Below are 15,981 nucleotides of genomic sequence, written 5' to 3' on the forward strand. Positions count from 1 at the left end.
AATCATACAACATTAACAAATGTAGGTTGATAGTAGGAGATCGACCCAACGATGTAGATTGTACAATTATTTGTTTGGGGAACTGGTATAAAATCAACTTTCATCCACTTTTTACAGAGGATGTAGGGAGATCTAAATCTAATTGGAGAAACCAGAAAAAATGCCCTACACAGTGATTCAATCCATCTATTATACAGGGGATTTGTGTTGGATTTAGAGAATCTCAGTGATGCTCACAATTTTCCCAGAGGTGCGATTGATCCGCTGAATTTGCGGAGTCATATTGTCTCCTGCCACAATGTATGTCGTGTTACTGAGGCGCCGAGGTCGATCGAATTTAGACCCTGTTACCACAATTTTGAACATCTTTTCGGTTGCCACATAAGCGCCTCCTCGACTGGTTGAGGGCTTGATGGCGTTAGCGCTGTTGGTGGCAACGGCGTAGACTAACTGAGATGCTTTGACGGCACTGTCGATTTGGGCGAAACCCCGATCGAGCAGCGACATCCGATTGTAACCTAGTTGCTTGGTATTTGCTTCGCTGCTTCTGCCTCGGTAATAGGGAACAACGTTTTCACCAAAAGCGCTTTGATACTCGTCGCTGTCGATATAGGAGTCAATTTCGGCAGCGTAGCCTTGCTCAACGCAGCGGATAATGTGTTCAGAAATTTCTGTTTGATCTTGGGGCGCACGGCCTAGCAGGTGCAGGAAATTGAGTTCGACAAATCGATAGGGAGCGCACTTTTGAAAATAGCGAGTGCTATAAAAATCTGATTTAGCAACCAATCGCACAAATTCACGCACGGAGATGCTGCGATCGCACAATTGAGATTCCGCAGTTACCAACCGCTCGCTTTCCATCACGTGGGGATTGCCCAAAACCTGCTTGTAGACGGCGCGAATCACAGCTTGCACCTCATCCGCGCCGCTGGTTTGCCACAGTTCACATTTTGTCGAATCTGCCATTACAATTAATCTCCGATACAAATAGTTGATAGTTGGTATTAGCTGAAATCTTGCATCACGGTCAATAACAGGCAAGATGCCTGTTCCACAAAAATCAATTTTCTTGTGGGTCGGAATTCGGCCCGCCCGTAAAAGGGTGATTGCAAATGCTGCAAGATTTCAGCAGTAAAGTCCTGAACGCACCTGTCGTTAAAAACCTGTTTTTTGAGAACCTTTTGTTACCAAAAAGAATTGGTTGAAAGCCCGCCCGCCCGGGAGAAATTAAAATCAGGCTATTCATTACTCCCCTACTCGGATTTCTAGGTCAACTGTCAACTGTCAACTGTCAACTGTCAACTGTCAACAGCCTGCTTCAAAGGCAAAAAATCAGTTTTATGAACGTTTTGAGGCGTCACTCTCGATAGTTTCCGGTCAGAATTCGATCGGAATTTGACTAGACAGGGGTGATACTAGCGATCGTCCCACCTTGTTTGTGAATCCGTTGATAGGTTTCGGATAGTTCGTTAAACGACACCAGGTAAACTTGGTTGCTGCGGCGAAACTTGGAAATCCGATTCACCACATTGGCGCGATAGCCGGTAACTTCAATGCGATAGACTTTTCCGTTTTCATCCGATCCAGCGCCATGACGAGTCCGAGCACTACCGGATGGATTGCGGAATGTCGATCCGCTGCTGGCTGGAGAAATTACGGCGGTTGGCGTGCCCTGAATTACTAGGGAATTCAAACGCGGACTCTTACCTGCCAGATTTCCCTTCAAGCTGCTGCTAGAAGCACCTCGCACCAACTCGAAGGTATGGGTAAACTGCACCATGCTTTGACAAGCTTCGGTTTTGTATCCCCGGATGTAGGGAACAATGTCATCCCCAAAAGTATTCTGGTATTCATCGCTATCGAGATAAGAATCGATCTCAGCCTCAAAGCCCTTGGTATCCAGAATGGTACTTTTGCTCCGCATTTCTTCGAGATCCAGCGGTGGGCGGCCAAGTAGATGTCTGAAGTTGAGTTCGATCGCCCGATAGCGAGCACAACTATCGAAAAATCGCGATCGATACAAGTCAGACTTAGCAACCCGACGCACAAACTCCCGTACCGTCAGTTCATCGCGTTTAAACTGCGACTCACAAACGGTGAGGCGTTCGCTCTCCATCACGTAGGCATTTCCCAAAACTTGTCGGTATACTGCCTGAATGATGGTTTCAAGGTCTTCATTGGAGTTACCTGTAACCCGCTCTATTGGTGGGGTTTCATCAAACAGGCTCACTCCCAATCTTGAAGCTGGTCCAAAAGTCATAAAAAAGTTCGGTAAGTGGGAAACGAGCGTGGCTTTAGCCCGCTCGTGGGAAACTTCAAGAGCTGTTTCAACCGCCTTGAATCCCCTTGCGGGGTTGGAGGGGTATGGTTGCCCCTCCAGTGAGGTATGGTTGCCTCGATCTCTCTTGCGAGAGTAATGTTCGTCTCGCCAATGTTATAAAAGCTTTTTAGGCTAGCAGCACTGTCGAGCGTGACTTTAAGACTGTTTAACTACTAGCGACAGAGCCCAAAACTGGCGTCGCATTCAAGGAGTGTCCTGACTCAAATAACGTAGTCAGTTAAGACTTAGGCCCGTCAGTACAGCTCGCGAGAGATATCTCTTACAAGCTCAGTCCCTTTAGGGCTGAGTTACTGACTTAACACTAATCTCCCAAATTAACTATCAAGTGGGTGGGAAAGGTTGCCCCATCCAAGTGCCGATCCTACCTACAATTACATAGAACAAGTAAAGAAATGAGTCAGAGAATGGTAAAGAAATCGGAAAGATTCTCAATAAGTAATCAATCGTGATTTTTGGCAATATTTGTTAATAAAACTTTTGCCGATGGTTTGTGAGCTTCACTTGGGTCAAAACTTGTTGACATCTCGATCGCAAATCGGTAAAATTTGGGGCCCAAATGCGAATAAGATGTTGAGGAGCCACCTCCGGGCGATCGCCCTAGCCCTATTTGCATTAGACCGCTCTGGTTCGCTAACTCAATCTTGTCTAAAAGTCAACTCGAACAGAAGGAGTCCCCCGCTGTACAACGAGCGTACTCGCGATGTTTGTCAGCGGTGGGAGGAATTCGCGCGAGGTGAGGATTCCATCTGCCCATAATCCATCAAGCGACGCTCTTGGCAGATGGGCAGATGGATGACGAGACGAGCAAATTCCTTGCTCTTGCCAAAGTTTCACGTATTGAGATACAATGAACTCATGAAGCAAGTCCTGACAGTATCCTGCAAACTCCAAGTAACACCCGAACAGTCCGCCAAAATTGACGGAACTCTTCGGGCGTTTGCTGCTGCTTGCGGATACGTGAACGAAACTGTACAACCAACTCTGATGAATGAGTTGGCGATCCAGTCCTTGGTTTATCACGATGTCAGGGCTAAATTTGGGCTTTCGGCTCAGTTGGCTATCCACGCGATTAGACGGGTTTCTGGCAACAGGAAGACGGCTAAAAAGGACGGTAAACCAGTTGGGAGTTTTGCCCCTACCAGCGCGACTTACGATGCCCGTACCTTTTCCTTCAGGGAGAAAGACTGGACGGTAAGTTTGACAACTATCGATGGTAGAGAGCGATTTAACCTGGCTATCGGCAACTACCAGATCGGATTGTTGAAGGGACACAAGCCTAAAACAGCGACTTTGTGTAAGCGCAAAGATGGTACTTACTATCTGAATATCCAGCTTGAATCTACGCCACCAGAACCGGAGAAAACCTCTAAGGTTTTGGGCTGCGATTTGGGTAGAACCGACATTGTTGTTACATCTGAAGGGGATAAGTTTAGCGGTAAAGAAATTACCAAAGTTAGAAATCATTACGCTTCCTTGAGAGCGAATATCCAACAAAAAGCCACGAGAGGCTCGCGTTGCACTCGACGCAGATGTCGAGAATTGTTGAAACGGTTGTCGGGCAAGGAGAAACGCTTTCAGGAATTGGTAAATCACACCATCAGCCACAGGCTGATAGCTAGGGCAAAATCGAGCAAACAAGCCATTGCTTTGGAAGATTTGACCGGAATTAGAGATCGTACCAACCAACTCCCTCGCACCAAGAAAGAGCGAAGGTTGAGTAATAGTTGGGCGTTTTTCCAGTTGCGACAATTATTGATATATAAAGCGATTAAGCATGGCGTACATCTTATATTTATCGACCCTAGATATACCAGCCAAACTTGCCACAATTGCAACCATATTCATCCCGTTCGTGGTGAATCCTATCGGAGTGGTAAAAAGTTTTCTTGTGGACATTGTGGCTGGATTGGTGATGCGGATTTGAATGGCAGCCGGAATATTGCTGCTCTTGGGGCTGTCGTAAATCAGCCTAAAGGTTCGGGATTGTCTTGCTCTTTGCACGACCATCTCAGGGCTATTGAAAGCCCCCGCCATATTGTGAGTGCGTAAGCACGAAACAATTGGCGGTGGGTAATTTACTAAGTGGCTTTGTACTTTCCCCCAGCCTCTTGCTTATGAGGATTCTCTTGGTTGAAGACGATCTGCGCCTTGCAGAAACCTTGGCAGAAGCCTTGACAGACCAGCGCTATGTTGTTGATATAGTTACCGATGGGGAATCTGGATGGCATCAAGCAAAGATGCTCAACTATGATTTGCTGCTACTAGATTTGATGTTACCAGAACTGGATGGTATTAGTTTGTGTCATAGATTGCGATCGCACGGCTATACTATGCCTGTCCTCATGATCACAGCCCGTGACACCCTCAGTGATGAAATTAATGGGCTGGATGCTGGAGCTGATGATTATGTAGTCAAGCCCGTGGACTTGCAAAAACTATTTGCTCGAATTCGAGCCTTATTGCGTCGAGGTAGTAGCACTTCTGGGCCGATTTTAGAATGGGAAGAAATTCGGCTCAACCCCAGCACCTATGAAGTCACCTACAGGAAAATTCCACTGCATCTCACGCCCAAAGAATACGCGCTTTTGGAACTGCTTTTGCGAAATGGTCGCCGCGTTCTCAGTCGAAGTGTCATGATCGAACACGTCTGGTCGTTGGAATCTCCTCCCGAAGAAAATACTGTCAAGGTTCACATTAGAGGTTTGCGTCAAAAACTCAAAGCTGCGGGATCTGCTGAAGATTTAATTGAGACAGTTCACAGTATGGGCTATCGTCTCAAGCAATCAGATTCCAGTACAAATACGATCAAAACTCCTCTGGAATTGAAAACTACACGTTGAAAACATTCACTTCACCAACAATACCCGCCAATAATTGACAATCTCAAAAACCCGCCCCGGCCAGCATATTATGGTCTATCTATCGTCCAGAATATAATAACCATATCCCCGACTTCTTATTAAAAAAGTCGGGGAGCTAACAGAACAAAACAATACTAAAACTAGGCTTCAGCAGAAACCAATTCGACTTCATCTTCTTTGAAGTGAGCTCGAAATTTTTTGTCAAACTGAACTAGCACCGGCCAATTAGCACTGACTGGTCTGCCTTGCCATTCGTGAACGATCGCCACGATTTCTCCTTCCATACCCTTAATCTCAACTGGTTGACTGCGATTTTCCGGGTGGTGGTAGACAACAACAGAGTTTTTAACGCAAACGCGATCGCCAATTTTCATAGCTTAAAATTTAGTGTTCTTTCTTCAAAACTCTACAAAGCCTGCAAGTGCAGAACACTTGTTGGCTTTGGGGACAGTATTTTCATCTTCCCACAGAAGTAGAGCGAATACTCAAAGAAAATTGGCGGTTGTTTGTCGGTATTTCGATTCCGGGAAGCCTGAATGCCGATCGACTCTAGCTCGATCCCCACCGCCCGATCGGCATTTAAACGAATCGGGCGGCGGGTGGTGCGCCGGAATTGATGCAGGTTAATCGATCGGCGATCGGCTTAATTGATCCAACCAACACTCAACATCAACGGCGAGAGTTTGACCCAACTCCAGCAACTGCCGGATTGAAGGCAACTCCCAGCCGCCCTCTGAGCTGGCGGTATCCAAGGTAACGGGGTCAACCTTATTGTCGCCCGTCGAAGCAGCTTGCCGTTGCAGCCAGCCCAAACACAGAGGCACAATTTGACTGTACAGAGAATCAAAATAGAGTTCCTGGGATTTGTCCAAACACAAACCCAGACTCAGCCGATCGCCCACAGCTATCAAACGCTCGATGTACCGGATATTAGCTTCTAACTTGACAGACGATCGTTCGTCCGCGCCGGATCCTGCTTGCAGTAGCGTGTCTAGAGACCGCAAAACCAGCCGTTCCAAAATTTGCTTGACTTCAGGAACATTCAACCGGCTGCGGAGGTTGCCAGCTTCAGTCGCGATCGCCTCAATTTCCGCCAACAGTGAATCCGAGTCCTCTGTTTCCACTTCCAGCGCCTTCGCCGCCGTCAAACAGCGGTGTCCCAAAGCCACCTCAGCAGCCACCTGCAACTCTAGCGGCACCGGCAACTCGTCGCGGTGGAAAGCCATCATCACCCCGTAATTTTCCCGATAAACCTGAGTGTAAAGTTGATCCAAGCGAGTCAAATTTTCTTGACTCAGCAACTGGACGATGCGGTGGCGTTCCTCAGCAAATAAATCCCGCAAGCTAAAAGACTGATCCCCAAACAACCGCACCATTTCCAGAATCGCGTGGGCCGCCGAAGCTTCTTCCAGAACTCCAAACAACCGCTCTTTGAGCATAGTGTAAGACCGGCGGCTGCCAAAAGGCTGAATGCAGCAGTGGAAGTCCCAGCCCCCGAGGTGGAATGCAGCAAACACAAACACCTCTGTTTCCCGGGTAATTTCCGAGGTTAACTGCAATTGACCCACAGCTAGAGTCATCGAACCCATGCGCTGAATTTGGAAATCTTCCTGTTCGGCCTGATAGCAGTAAACTCGCTGTTCGCGGGGATATTTGGCAAACAGAGAACTAATGGCGTAGTGGGCTGCGACTTGTTTGAGACTGACTTGGGCCGTCGTCACCAGTTGGCGGTAAACTTCTGCCCCTGTTTTGAAACAGTCAACGTTGCTGGGTATGAGGGCCAGTCGATCGATAAAATCCTTTTCTAGCTGTACGCCCGTCACTTCTCCCGCCAATTCCAGCGCCCTGGCCGCGTAGCGCAAAATTTGCACGCCTTCGGGGCGAGAGACTTCTTCAAAAAACCAGCCGCAGCTAGTGAACATTAACAAAGTGTGGCGCTGCATTTCCAGCAGGCGCAGGGCGTCTACCTGTTCGGCAGCGTCGAGTTCGCGAATTTGATGGCGTTGGAGGAAACTGTCAACGTTAGCGGGCGATCGATCGCGGATGACATCAATATATTCATCTCTAGCTTTCCAGGGATCGCAAAACAGCTTGCGCCCCGCTTCCTCATAAATCGGAATCAGTCGATCGCGCAGCCAATTTAGAGTATCGCGCAAAGGCTTGCGCCACAGGAGGTGCCACCCGCCGCCGCCACCGCACCCACAATCATCTTGCCAGCGATCGACCCCGTGAGAACAACTCCAAGCCGTCACTGGTTTGAGTTCCACTTCCCAAGCGCTGGGATTTTGACCTAAATAATGAGCATAATTTGTCACAGTCCAGCCACGGCGGGGAAACTCTTCTGTGAAAGCGTAGGCGAGACATTTTTCCGTACTGTTTTTGTGGTGGCCGAAAGTTTCGCCATCTGTCGCCACGGAGATTAATTGAGCCGGTCTGTGGTCTCCCCGCACTGCTTGACCCAAGCGCCCCGCCAAGTGGTGGCTGCTGCTGAGAACGTCGTTGAAACCCATATCTCGCGAGATGGGGCCGTCGTAGAAAAAGATATCGATGTAGGGAGTGTTAGGATTTGGGACTGAGGACTGCTGGCCGAGTCCGCGGCCGAAGTGGTAAGTGCTCAGGGGCGAAAGTTGGTGGTCAGCCATCAAGCGCATTTCCGGCTTCAAATAGCAGCGGTACGGGCGAGTCGGATCGATTTGGCCGCCGCCGACTTCGTGCCATTCGCCATCTGTTTCTTGCTCTCCTTCTTGGTTTTGCCCGATTAGCGGGCGGCAGCGTTCGGCTTGGGAGGGAGCTAAGATAATAAAACGAATGCCTTCAGCCACCAAAACTTCGAGGGTGGCGTAGTCTACGGCGGTTTCGGCGAGCCACATTCCTTCCGGATGGCGATCGAATCTAGAGCGAAAATCTGCGATCCCCCAGCGAATTTGGGTGTATTTGTCTCGCTCGTTCGCCAGCGGCATGATGATGTGATTGTACACTTGGGCGATCGCGTTGCCGTGACCGTTGAGGCGTTGAGAGCTTTTGCGATCGGCTTCCAGAATCCGCTGGTAGACTGAACTGTCGTAGCGTTCCAGCCAGCTCATCAGAGTCGGGCCGATGTTGAAGCTGAGATATTCGTAGTTGTTGACGATCCCCGCGACTTCACCGCGATCGTTGAGTATGCGCGCAAAGGCGTTCGGGCGGTAGCACTCGTTGTCAATTCGTTCGTTCCAGTCGTGGGAGGGAGAAGCGCTGGCTTGGCGTTCGATCGCGTCCAGGTAAGGGTTTTCCCGAGGTGGTTGGTAAAAGTGACCGTGAACAGTGATACACACTCCAGTTGCTGTAGCGGCGGTGCTTTGGGTGGCAGCCGTCACAGTTGGCGCAGACACAGCGAGCAAGTCGGATTGAGTTTTAGAAATCGAAACCATGCGATCGAATCCTCAAGTAGTTAAAGACATGAAAACCAGCCTAATCAGCAAGTTAAACCTTACGCAGCAGGCGTTTGGGCTAGGCATCTGTAGGTGCTAAATTTTGCCAGATAATTTTTGATTCATTTGTAGTATTTCGAGCAAAGCATTCGTTGCAATATATCAACCGTCGATCCCTGAGTTTTTCTGCCAATGCTTTGCTGTTGAAAGAGTTATAAAAGTTAGCTGTTGCTGCTTTGTGGCACTTTCGACCCATTTCAGGTTAGTGCGTGCAGGGCTGCTCGTTGAGAGTTTATATTTACATTGCTGCATTTTAAAGTCTTATTCATTAAATGGCAAGTTTTCCCCGGAAAAATTTAATCTTTGGCGATCGATAGTAGCTGTGCTCGTAAAAGTTAACAATAGGGCGAAACCCCTCAACAGCCAGAATTTTTGCTGAGGGCGGTCTGTTGCACCGCTTTACTGTAATGTTGCTGTCCTTCTCCTCCCGAAAGTTGATTTGGATGGTATCGCAGACATTGCCGAGGACTGTACCGGACTAATCCAGAAAATGATTATACTGCAACTGTCCGAAGTATTGGTTACATAGACAATGCAAGAATCCTTTTCCAACTCAGCAAGCAGGCATTTACAGGATGCCCAAATTCTCTTGCAAACCCAACGCTGGGACAACGCTGTTTACCTTGCTGCCTATGTCGTGGAATGTTCATTTAAACTACTTGTGGAGCTATACTTTAAAGATGATAAAGGTGCCGTAAAAAAGTATGGACACGACCTCCAGGAACTTGATGGAAGAGCAATGGAACGCTTGCGGGTTCTTTATCCCATTTTGGATCGGCAACTTCCTGCTTCTAGAATAGCTGGCACTGTTCTAGCCCAAGATCACCCAGAGAGGAGATACGCCAAGTCTCAGCTTTGGACTGAGGAAGAAGCAAAGTTAGCTGTTCAACGTGCCGAAGAAATTTACCGAGAAATCATCCCCAAATTAGTGCTAAATGGCTCAATTTCCAGCAAGGATATTTAACACATGACGATCGCTTTTGGTGAAACATTTGAGCGAGTAAAGGAATGTTTTAGTGAACCCAGTATTGTATCTGAACTTGTGCCTAAGCTTCAGTCTGTCACCATTATTCGTGATGTCAATGGAAAAATTAGACTTTTTCTTAATTTATCGGAAGGTCAAAAACCACAAGAAGTTAATACTACTAACCTCGATCGGCTTCTTTCTGAAAAGCTAGGGCATTATTACGGCAAGGATATATGGTTGCCAGCCGGAGAAAATGATGCTTACAAAGCCCTAATTGATACTATCAAGGCTGAAAGAGTTTTTGCCCCTTGGGATGATGAATCAGATTCGCTTCGATGGTATGTTCTTGAGCGTCACATTGCTAAACAGGCCTGGACAGATAACAACGTAGGTGAACCACCTTGGAAAGAGGAATTAGTCTATGAAAAGCGTAAGCCTGCGATCGTATCTTTTTTCTCCTTCAAAGGAGGTGTCGGACGAACCAGTACCCTCGTTGCTACTGCATTAACTTTAGCCCGTAACGGTCATCGAGTTGCCATTGTTGACCTCGATTTAGAAGCACCCGGTCTTGCTACAATTTTTTCACCAGACAACTCCAATAATCCTGGTGTAATTGATTATTTATTAGAAAAGAAGATTCAAGGAAACGATTGGAAACTTAGCACTCACATCAAAAATCTTACTGAACCAACTTTGCTCGGAGATAATGGCGAAGACCTGAAATTACTTCCGGCGGGTACAGTAGATCGAGATTACTTAGAAAAATTAGCACGATTGGATTTTCAGAACCTCGTCGGTGGTGAACTGCGAAGTACAATGGGAGATATGTTAAAAGAATTACAAAGTGCAGCAAAACCTTTAGATTTTATTCTGATGGATGCGCGGGCTGGCTTTCACGATATTGGTGGCTTGGCGATTGCCAATCTTTCCCATGCAGCAGTCATCTTTGGAACTCAATCACGCCAAAGTTGGGCTGGACTAACTCATGTAATACGCCATTTAGCAAGCCCTGGAGTCGATCAGCGTTTACCATTAATTCTCGTACATTCGATGGCTCCCGCATTAGGAATACCGGGCAGGGAGCAAGAGTTAGCAGGATTTCGAGAACAAGCCTATACGATTTTTCAAGACAACTATTATTCTGAGGATGAAACTGTTCCTAATTCAACTAATATAGGGGAGCCATTTACCCCTTTTGTTATACCATATCAGGAAAATCTACGAGGAGACATAGCCCTATTTATCCGTAATTTAACCCCTGAAGAATCAAGTCGGCTGTCAGACATCGTAAGAATAATGACTAATTCCCCTTATCAGGATATTGCCAGAAAATTATGCGAAATTTTTAATTTTGACTTGAGAAAAGTAGATAAATAATCATCAAAAAAATGAGTGAAGTTAACCAACAAAAACTACTAGAATTAATCTGTGAAATTGCTCCCGGAATGGGTACGGCTGAACACGAAAGTAATAATGAGGAGAAGTTCTTAAAAAATTTCTTACCGATTCCAAACTATCGCTATGCTTTAGAACCCAATATCTTGTTAATACTAGGAGGCCGCGGGGTAGGAAAAACAGAATTATTCCGTTTACTAGCCATCCCTTCTGGACGGGAAGCCTTGGTTGAAAGTTTGAGAATTAGAGGATTACCTCCTTTGAGCCAAACGACGTGGATAGCTGGCTTTGGGAGGACTCGCACAGCAGAAAAGCGATTTCCCATACCAGACATTGTTGAGCGTCAAATGCAAGAAGCTACAAATATTGAATGGCGTAGCTTCTGGATCGGTTTAATGTTAGGTGTCATCCTAGAGCAAGAAGAATTTAAGCTAAAAGATTTTCTTCTTGAAGCAATAGAGCCGGAAATTATTAATGTCCTCAAAGGGAAATTATCTCTATTGTCAGACTGGCTGCCCCTAGTCAATAAAAATATTGAAAAGTTAAATTATGTCTTAGATAAATTAGACGAAAAACTCCTTGAGACTGATGATTGGTTATTTGTCACTTATGATGAATTAGATCGATTAGTTACTTCCTACATTGCCTTAGCAAATCCCATTCGTCAACTTTTAGCTTTGTGGCTAGATAGATGGCGACGTTGGGAGAGAATACGCCCCAAAATATTTTTGCGTACCGATCTATTTCGAGAGAAATTTTTGAGCTTTCCCGATGCTTCCAAACTGGGAGGTCATCAGGTTGAATTAGAATGGAAACCTTCATGGCTTTATCAACTTTTTGTCAAACGACTTGCGAACTCTGGCCCTGAAATGACGGAATATTTACAAAAAATCCCAGAGTTGATTATTGAAAACACAACTAGCTTGGGATGGACTGCAACATCAAACGAGAAATTGTTTGAAGAACTTATCGAAAAGATGATTGGTAAGTATATGGGGGCTAATCCTAAAAAAGGAATTACCTATCGTTGGATTCCTAATCACCTTCAGGATGCTGGCGGTAGAATTTCGCCACGTTCTTTTCTGAAGTTATTTGCATTATCAGCAAAAAATAGAAGGGAATCGAACTCTATTTTGGAAGACACTAAAGAACTTTTGCAACCTTCTGACTTGCAGGCGGCTTTAACACGTACCTCAGAAGATCGAATCAGGGAATTGCAAGATGAGTATCCCTGGTTAGAATCTCTCAAAACGAGTTTAGTTGGTCTAGAAGCTCCCATACCAAGGGAGAAGTTTTTAGATGCAGTGAAATCAACCAAATGGAGTGAACAACTGGAAAAACAACCACCCACCACTAACCCTGAAGAATTTTTGCAATATTTACTTCTACTTGGGATTGTAGAAAATCGTTCTGATGGACGTATTAATATGCCTGAAATCTATTTGTATGGGTTTAAAGTTAAACGGAAAGGAGGGGTTAAACGTCCAAAGTAATATTAAAGATATGTTGTAAGCTAGATCTGACATTACTTTTGAGGAGCAGTTTTTGAGTGCTGAAATTATTACCAAAAGAAGGATTGAATTAAACAGGGGGAATTTCAACAGCAGGCAACGCTTTTGTTGAGGGGTGTGTGGCATCGCCTTGATGTGTTGTGTCGGTGCAAAATCTTTTGTAGAGTTTTTTTTGTTAAAACAGCGTCTTCAACCGCCTCTAGTAACTTATCGAAGCCAACAGATAGCCTCCTGAATGCGATCGCGTGCGTGAGGATTTTCATGTCTTACCTCGACTTGATGCCGACTGCTGAAACAGCCTTGATACAATAATATCCCGCCCGTACAGTCCCCCATTCCGAGAATTTGTCGATCGCACATTCATTCATTCAATGAGTCAATCAAACGTTGAGCAACACCTCGACCCCAAGAGTCAGGATGAACCCTCAGCGGTTCCCAAAAACCGACACTCCCCCAACAAACGGCTATATTCGACCCAACTAGCTGCCCATCAACCTCGGCGGCAAAAGCTGCTGTCAGATCGATTTGCGATCGCGTTTCAACATAGTTCGCATCACTACAAAAATCAGTCGTTTGAGGCAATCCAATCAAAGTACCAAAGGCCAGTCTCAAAATATGTTCACCTGGGGACAACTCATTTTCTCGAAGCAGTCGAATAGAAATGTTGTTCATTGGGGAGGATATCTGAGTTAAAAACAGAAAAATTACCAACAATTAATATCAAATCCGGTAGCATTAAAATTATTAATCTCTCTTCTCTCTTCTCTCTGTGTCCTCTGCGTTCTCTGCGGTAAAATCACCTGACGATGCAACCAGAAACGATATAATATCTCCGAATCCTTAAAGAATTCAGAGATACTTGCCGCACGAGTCGCGTAATTAATTTTAGTTGTCTGCTTGCGCCTCTGGTAATTTACGCGATCGCCTCAACGGGTGCAGCTACAAAGTTTTTCAGCACATCCGGCTGTTGAGTGAATGCCAAATATTTGGCGGTCATTTCTGGTGTCAGGAATTCGATCAGCAAATGGTTTTCTACCCAGAACTCAATCACATCAAAGAAAGATTCGCGATCGCAGCGGACAACCCGCCAACCTTCTCGCTTCCCAATCTGTTCAATTTCAGTTTGACTGCTAGGGACGGACACGGCGGCATGAGTTGCTGTCAATTGAGACGCTTGAGGATTGTGCATAAAACTGCACCCATCCGGCCCGGAACCCGGACTGATTTCCACTCCCGAAGGCAAGACTTCAATGGCTGTACCGTGTTCATCCATCGCGATGACCATGTAGCTGTTTGGATGAACTTGAAAGGGCACCGCTTGACCTTTGAGGACTTCTGCCAGGACTTGGGCGACGTGCTGGGGGTTTTGAGCGGAAACGGAAATGTGATGGATCATAAAACCTCTTTTGAGATCTGTAGTTGTGGACTAAATGGGAGTGTAATGACGCTGCCCTGAAAGCGACTTTGGAGATATAAGAAACTGTGTAGAGTTGTCCGGTGCACGTCCTGATGGACTACTACCAACATAGTAAGGCTCGCCCCTCTCCATCTTTTAGATTCTTGCGATTTTTTATAGATTCTTGCGGTGTTCGAGAATCATTTTTGGGGTGATACCCAACAATCGCTTGATGTGAACGCTCAAATGCGCTTGATTGGCAAATCCAACTTGTTGGGCAATTTCCGCGATCGACTCTTTTCCAGCTAGCAGTAAAATTTTTGCTCGTTCCACCCGACATCGAATCACAAATTGATGTGGTGTAAATCCAGTGGATTGCTTAAACAAGCGCGTAAAGTAGTGCGGGCTCAGATTGGCAATTGCCGCCAAATCTGCCAATCCTAACTCGCCACCGAGATTTGCTTCAATATACTCAATAACTTGACGCAGTATAGACCGAGGCAATCCATCCGTGTAGTCTTTAAATTCCAGTTTCCGTTTACCGTACTTTTGCAGTAAATGTACCGACAGCATTGCCGCTGCGGTTTCTGCATACAAGCGACTGCCCGCAGGATCTTGTTCGAGAACAGATTTAAGCGACAAACCAAGTTGATACACCAAAGGATCGGGCGTAGAAAAATGGGGCAATAGTTCGGTCTGAGTGAAATAGGCTGCATCGTCGATCGCACGGGCAACCAAAGAAGTATCTAGCCCAATCACAATCATCTCTCCTTCAGTGAACCAGCGAACGCTATGACCAATATTGGCAGGAACAACTACAATATCTCCAACATTGGTTGACTCGCTCTTAGAAATGCCATCGATCGATCGTTCTGACAGATTGGAACTTGTAAAGATACCAACGCCATCCAGCGGAATGCAAACTTCGGGAAGTTCGTAGGGTGACTGTTGCATAGTAATCACAGAGATTCCTTGCCACTGCGTTGTAAAACTGGTCAAGTGCGGTGGACGGGGAAACAGACTCACATACTCGCGGGGCGATCGAGCAATTGACGGTTGATGATGCTGCATGGCACATTTACCGTTCAGGACTATTCCAATTATATGCGACTGCTGTCCCGCCCCCTTTCGTCCGCCCTCACCGTGCTGTGCAAGTGCAGTTAAGCCCCTGCACAGCCTATTTTCAGCCAACCTTCTCCACCGTAAATCCAATTTCTTGCCCGTAGGATAGTTCCAGAGTATGACCGTCCGGGTCTCGCAAAAAAGCCCAATAGCCGATCGGATATCCAGAATCTTTTGGTTCATCAACCAGCACACCTTCTTGACGTGCGTTATCGCATAGAGAATCCATATATTCCCTACTCTTGCAACCAACCCCAAGGTGTGCCAGCGGAGACAAAACTGGATGTACAGAGTTTGTCTGAATCAGCACAATTACAAAAGGACGAGTGCCGTCAGAAAGCCATACCACAGCAACACCTGCTGCTGCATCAATCCGGCGGTGAACGACCTGCATCCCAGCATACTTCGAGTAGAATTCAATACTTTTCTCAACATCGGAAACTGGGAGTGCGATGTGAGTTAAACCTATATCAATCATTTGAAATTTCCTCCATGCTTTAGACTTAAAACTTTGCAAATACTCCTGGACGCAGCGGATGTTAGAAACCGTTTTTTTACAAAAACTTTTCGCTGTAGCCTTCATGTTAGGTGAAAAATCCGGTTTCTTTAGTCTTAATACGTAAGTCATGACAAAATGACTTCATAATGTTCGACTGTCGGAAATGGATCGTAAAAATGGTGCAATAAGGAACGCCACTTTTGATAATCTGGCGATTCTCGGAATCCCACAGTATGGTCTTCCAAACTTTGCCACCGCACCAACAAAATATAACGATTTGTGTTTTCTATGCAGCGTTGCAGCTCGTGAGATATATACCCCGGCATAGAAGATATAATACCTGAAGCTGTTTTGAAAGCAATTTCAAACTCAGCAGCCATATTAGCTTTAACATCAAGAATTGCAACTTCTAATATCATAGG

16 protein-coding genes are annotated in these 15,981 nt (G+C 46.1%); 6 read left to right on the plus strand and 10 right to left on the minus strand.

What is annotated here, in order from left to right:
• Nucleotides 1-213: 213 nt before the first annotated feature.
• From QZ918_RS00655 to QZ918_RS00665, 3 genes are all read right to left on the minus strand, one after another.
• Nucleotides 214-966: a phycobilisome rod-core linker polypeptide gene (locus tag QZ918_RS00655; protein WP_293329791.1), complete on the minus strand. Its 753-nt coding sequence runs from the start codon at nt 964-966 to the stop codon at nt 214-216.
• A gap of 433 nt (nt 967-1,399) precedes the next feature.
• On the minus strand, nt 1,400-2,260 hold the full coding sequence (locus tag QZ918_RS00660; RefSeq protein WP_293144049.1) for a phycobilisome linker polypeptide: 861 nt from the start codon (nt 2,258-2,260) through the stop codon (nt 1,400-1,402).
• 520 nt (nt 2,261-2,780) lie between these two features.
• Nucleotides 2,781-2,954 (minus strand): hypothetical protein, encoded by a 174-nt coding sequence (locus QZ918_RS00665; RefSeq protein WP_293329794.1) that lies wholly within the window; start codon nt 2,952-2,954, stop codon nt 2,781-2,783.
• A 179-nt stretch (nt 2,955-3,133) separates the two neighbouring features.
• Here QZ918_RS00665 and QZ918_RS00670 point away from each other — a divergent pair, with 179 nt between their 5' ends.
• Nucleotides 3,134-4,390: an RNA-guided endonuclease InsQ/TnpB family protein gene (locus QZ918_RS00670; RefSeq protein ID WP_293329797.1), complete on the plus strand. Its 1,257-nt coding sequence runs from the start codon at nt 3,134-3,136 to the stop codon at nt 4,388-4,390.
• Between the two features lie 65 nt (nt 4,391-4,455).
• Complete coding sequence (locus QZ918_RS00675) at nt 4,456-5,181, plus strand: response regulator transcription factor (RefSeq protein WP_293329800.1); 726 nt, start codon at nt 4,456-4,458, stop codon at nt 5,179-5,181.
• Nucleotides 5,182-5,342: 161 nt separating this feature from the next.
• Here the strand turns inward: QZ918_RS00675 and QZ918_RS00680 are convergent, their stop codons facing one another.
• Nucleotides 5,343-5,576, minus strand: a complete 234-nt coding sequence (locus QZ918_RS00680) for a ferredoxin-thioredoxin reductase variable chain (RefSeq protein ID WP_293329803.1) — start codon at nt 5,574-5,576, stop codon at nt 5,343-5,345.
• 13 nt (nt 5,577-5,589) lie between these two features.
• Here QZ918_RS00680 and QZ918_RS00685 point away from each other — a divergent pair, with 13 nt between their 5' ends.
• Nucleotides 5,590-5,829 (plus strand): hypothetical protein, encoded by a 240-nt coding sequence (locus QZ918_RS00685; RefSeq protein ID WP_293329806.1) that lies wholly within the window; start codon nt 5,590-5,592, stop codon nt 5,827-5,829.
• Here QZ918_RS00685 and QZ918_RS00690 read toward each other — a convergent pair.
• Nucleotides 5,826-8,609, minus strand: coding sequence for a DUF3536 domain-containing protein (locus QZ918_RS00690; protein ID WP_293329809.1), 2,784 nt, complete (start codon nt 8,607-8,609; stop codon nt 5,826-5,828). The genes QZ918_RS00685 and QZ918_RS00690 overlap by 4 nt on opposite strands.
• A 592-nt stretch (nt 8,610-9,201) precedes the next feature.
• On the opposite strand from QZ918_RS00690, the gene QZ918_RS00695 reads away from it, so the two are divergent.
• From QZ918_RS00695 to QZ918_RS00705, 3 genes are read left to right on the plus strand one after another with little or no spacing between them, the layout of a single operon-like run.
• Nucleotides 9,202-9,633, plus strand: a complete 432-nt coding sequence (locus QZ918_RS00695) for a HEPN domain-containing protein (protein ID WP_293329812.1) — start codon at nt 9,202-9,204, stop codon at nt 9,631-9,633.
• 3 nt (nt 9,634-9,636) lie between these two features.
• Nucleotides 9,637-11,013: a tyrosine-protein kinase family protein gene (locus QZ918_RS00700; RefSeq protein ID WP_293329815.1), complete on the plus strand. Its 1,377-nt coding sequence runs from the start codon at nt 9,637-9,639 to the stop codon at nt 11,011-11,013.
• An 11-nt stretch (nt 11,014-11,024) separates the two neighbouring features.
• Nucleotides 11,025-12,524 (plus strand): P-loop ATPase, Sll1717 family, encoded by a 1,500-nt coding sequence (locus QZ918_RS00705; protein ID WP_293329818.1) that lies wholly within the window; start codon nt 11,025-11,027, stop codon nt 12,522-12,524.
• Nucleotides 12,525-12,902: 378 nt separating this feature from the next.
• Here QZ918_RS00705 and QZ918_RS00710 read toward each other — a convergent pair whose 3' ends face one another.
• From QZ918_RS00710 to QZ918_RS00730, 5 genes are all read right to left on the minus strand, one after another.
• Nucleotides 12,903-13,214 (minus strand): GNAT family N-acetyltransferase, encoded by a 312-nt coding sequence (locus QZ918_RS00710; protein ID WP_293329821.1) that lies wholly within the window; start codon nt 13,212-13,214, stop codon nt 12,903-12,905.
• A 241-nt stretch (nt 13,215-13,455) separates the two neighbouring features.
• A complete protein-coding gene (locus QZ918_RS00715; RefSeq protein ID WP_293329824.1) occupies nt 13,456-13,938 on the minus strand; it encodes a hypothetical protein in 483 nt (160 codons plus the stop codon).
• 174 nt (nt 13,939-14,112) lie between these two features.
• Nucleotides 14,113-15,009, minus strand: a complete 897-nt coding sequence (locus QZ918_RS00720) for a helix-turn-helix domain-containing protein (RefSeq protein WP_293329827.1) — start codon at nt 15,007-15,009, stop codon at nt 14,113-14,115.
• A 112-nt stretch (nt 15,010-15,121) separates the two neighbouring features.
• Nucleotides 15,122-15,538 (minus strand): VOC family protein, encoded by a 417-nt coding sequence (locus tag QZ918_RS00725; RefSeq protein WP_293329830.1) that lies wholly within the window; start codon nt 15,536-15,538, stop codon nt 15,122-15,124.
• 146 nt (nt 15,539-15,684) lie between these two features.
• A complete protein-coding gene (locus tag QZ918_RS00730) occupies nt 15,685-15,978 on the minus strand; it encodes an antibiotic biosynthesis monooxygenase family protein (protein WP_293144093.1) in 294 nt (97 codons plus the stop codon).
• Nucleotides 15,979-15,981 lie beyond the last annotated feature (3 nt).

The sequence above is a fragment of the Microcoleus sp. CAWBG58 genome (genome assembly GCF_020883045.1).
Classification (GTDB): Bacteria; Cyanobacteriota; Cyanobacteriia; order Cyanobacteriales; family Microcoleaceae; genus Microcoleus.

Bases quoted from the DNA above. Each gene is read 5' to 3' on its own strand.
- QZ918_RS00705 (WP_293329818.1), top strand. From the start codon at position 11,025: ATGAGTGAAGTTAACCAACAAAAACTACTAGAATTAATCTGTGAAATT.
- QZ918_RS00675 (WP_293329800.1), top strand. From the start codon at position 4,456: ATGAGGATTCTCTTGGTTGAAGACGATCTGCGCCTTGCAGAAACCTTG.
- QZ918_RS00730 (WP_293144093.1), bottom strand. From the start codon at position 15,978: ATGATATTAGAAGTTGCAATTCTTGATGTTAAAGCTAATATGGCTGCT.
- QZ918_RS00670 (WP_293329797.1), top strand. From the start codon at position 3,134: ATGACGAGACGAGCAAATTCCTTGCTCTTGCCAAAGTTTCACGTATTG.
- QZ918_RS00710 (WP_293329821.1), bottom strand. From the start codon at position 13,214: ATGAACAACATTTCTATTCGACTGCTTCGAGAAAATGAGTTGTCCCCA.
- QZ918_RS00715 (WP_293329824.1), bottom strand. From the start codon at position 13,938: ATGATCCATCACATTTCCGTTTCCGCTCAAAACCCCCAGCACGTCGCC.
- QZ918_RS00725 (WP_293329830.1), bottom strand. From the start codon at position 15,538: ATGATTGATATAGGTTTAACTCACATCGCACTCCCAGTTTCCGATGTT.
- QZ918_RS00695 (WP_293329812.1), top strand. From the start codon at position 9,202: ATGCAAGAATCCTTTTCCAACTCAGCAAGCAGGCATTTACAGGATGCC.
- QZ918_RS00720 (WP_293329827.1), bottom strand. From the start codon at position 15,009: ATGCAGCATCATCAACCGTCAATTGCTCGATCGCCCCGCGAGTATGTG.
- QZ918_RS00660 (WP_293144049.1), bottom strand. From the start codon at position 2,260: ATGACTTTTGGACCAGCTTCAAGATTGGGAGTGAGCCTGTTTGATGAA.
- QZ918_RS00655 (WP_293329791.1), bottom strand. From the start codon at position 966: ATGGCAGATTCGACAAAATGTGAACTGTGGCAAACCAGCGGCGCGGAT.
- QZ918_RS00700 (WP_293329815.1), top strand. From the start codon at position 9,637: ATGACGATCGCTTTTGGTGAAACATTTGAGCGAGTAAAGGAATGTTTT.
- QZ918_RS00690 (WP_293329809.1), bottom strand. From the start codon at position 8,609: ATGGTTTCGATTTCTAAAACTCAATCCGACTTGCTCGCTGTGTCTGCG.
- QZ918_RS00665 (WP_293329794.1), bottom strand. From the start codon at position 2,954: ATGCAAATAGGGCTAGGGCGATCGCCCGGAGGTGGCTCCTCAACATCT.
- QZ918_RS00680 (WP_293329803.1), bottom strand. From the start codon at position 5,576: ATGAAAATTGGCGATCGCGTTTGCGTTAAAAACTCTGTTGTTGTCTAC.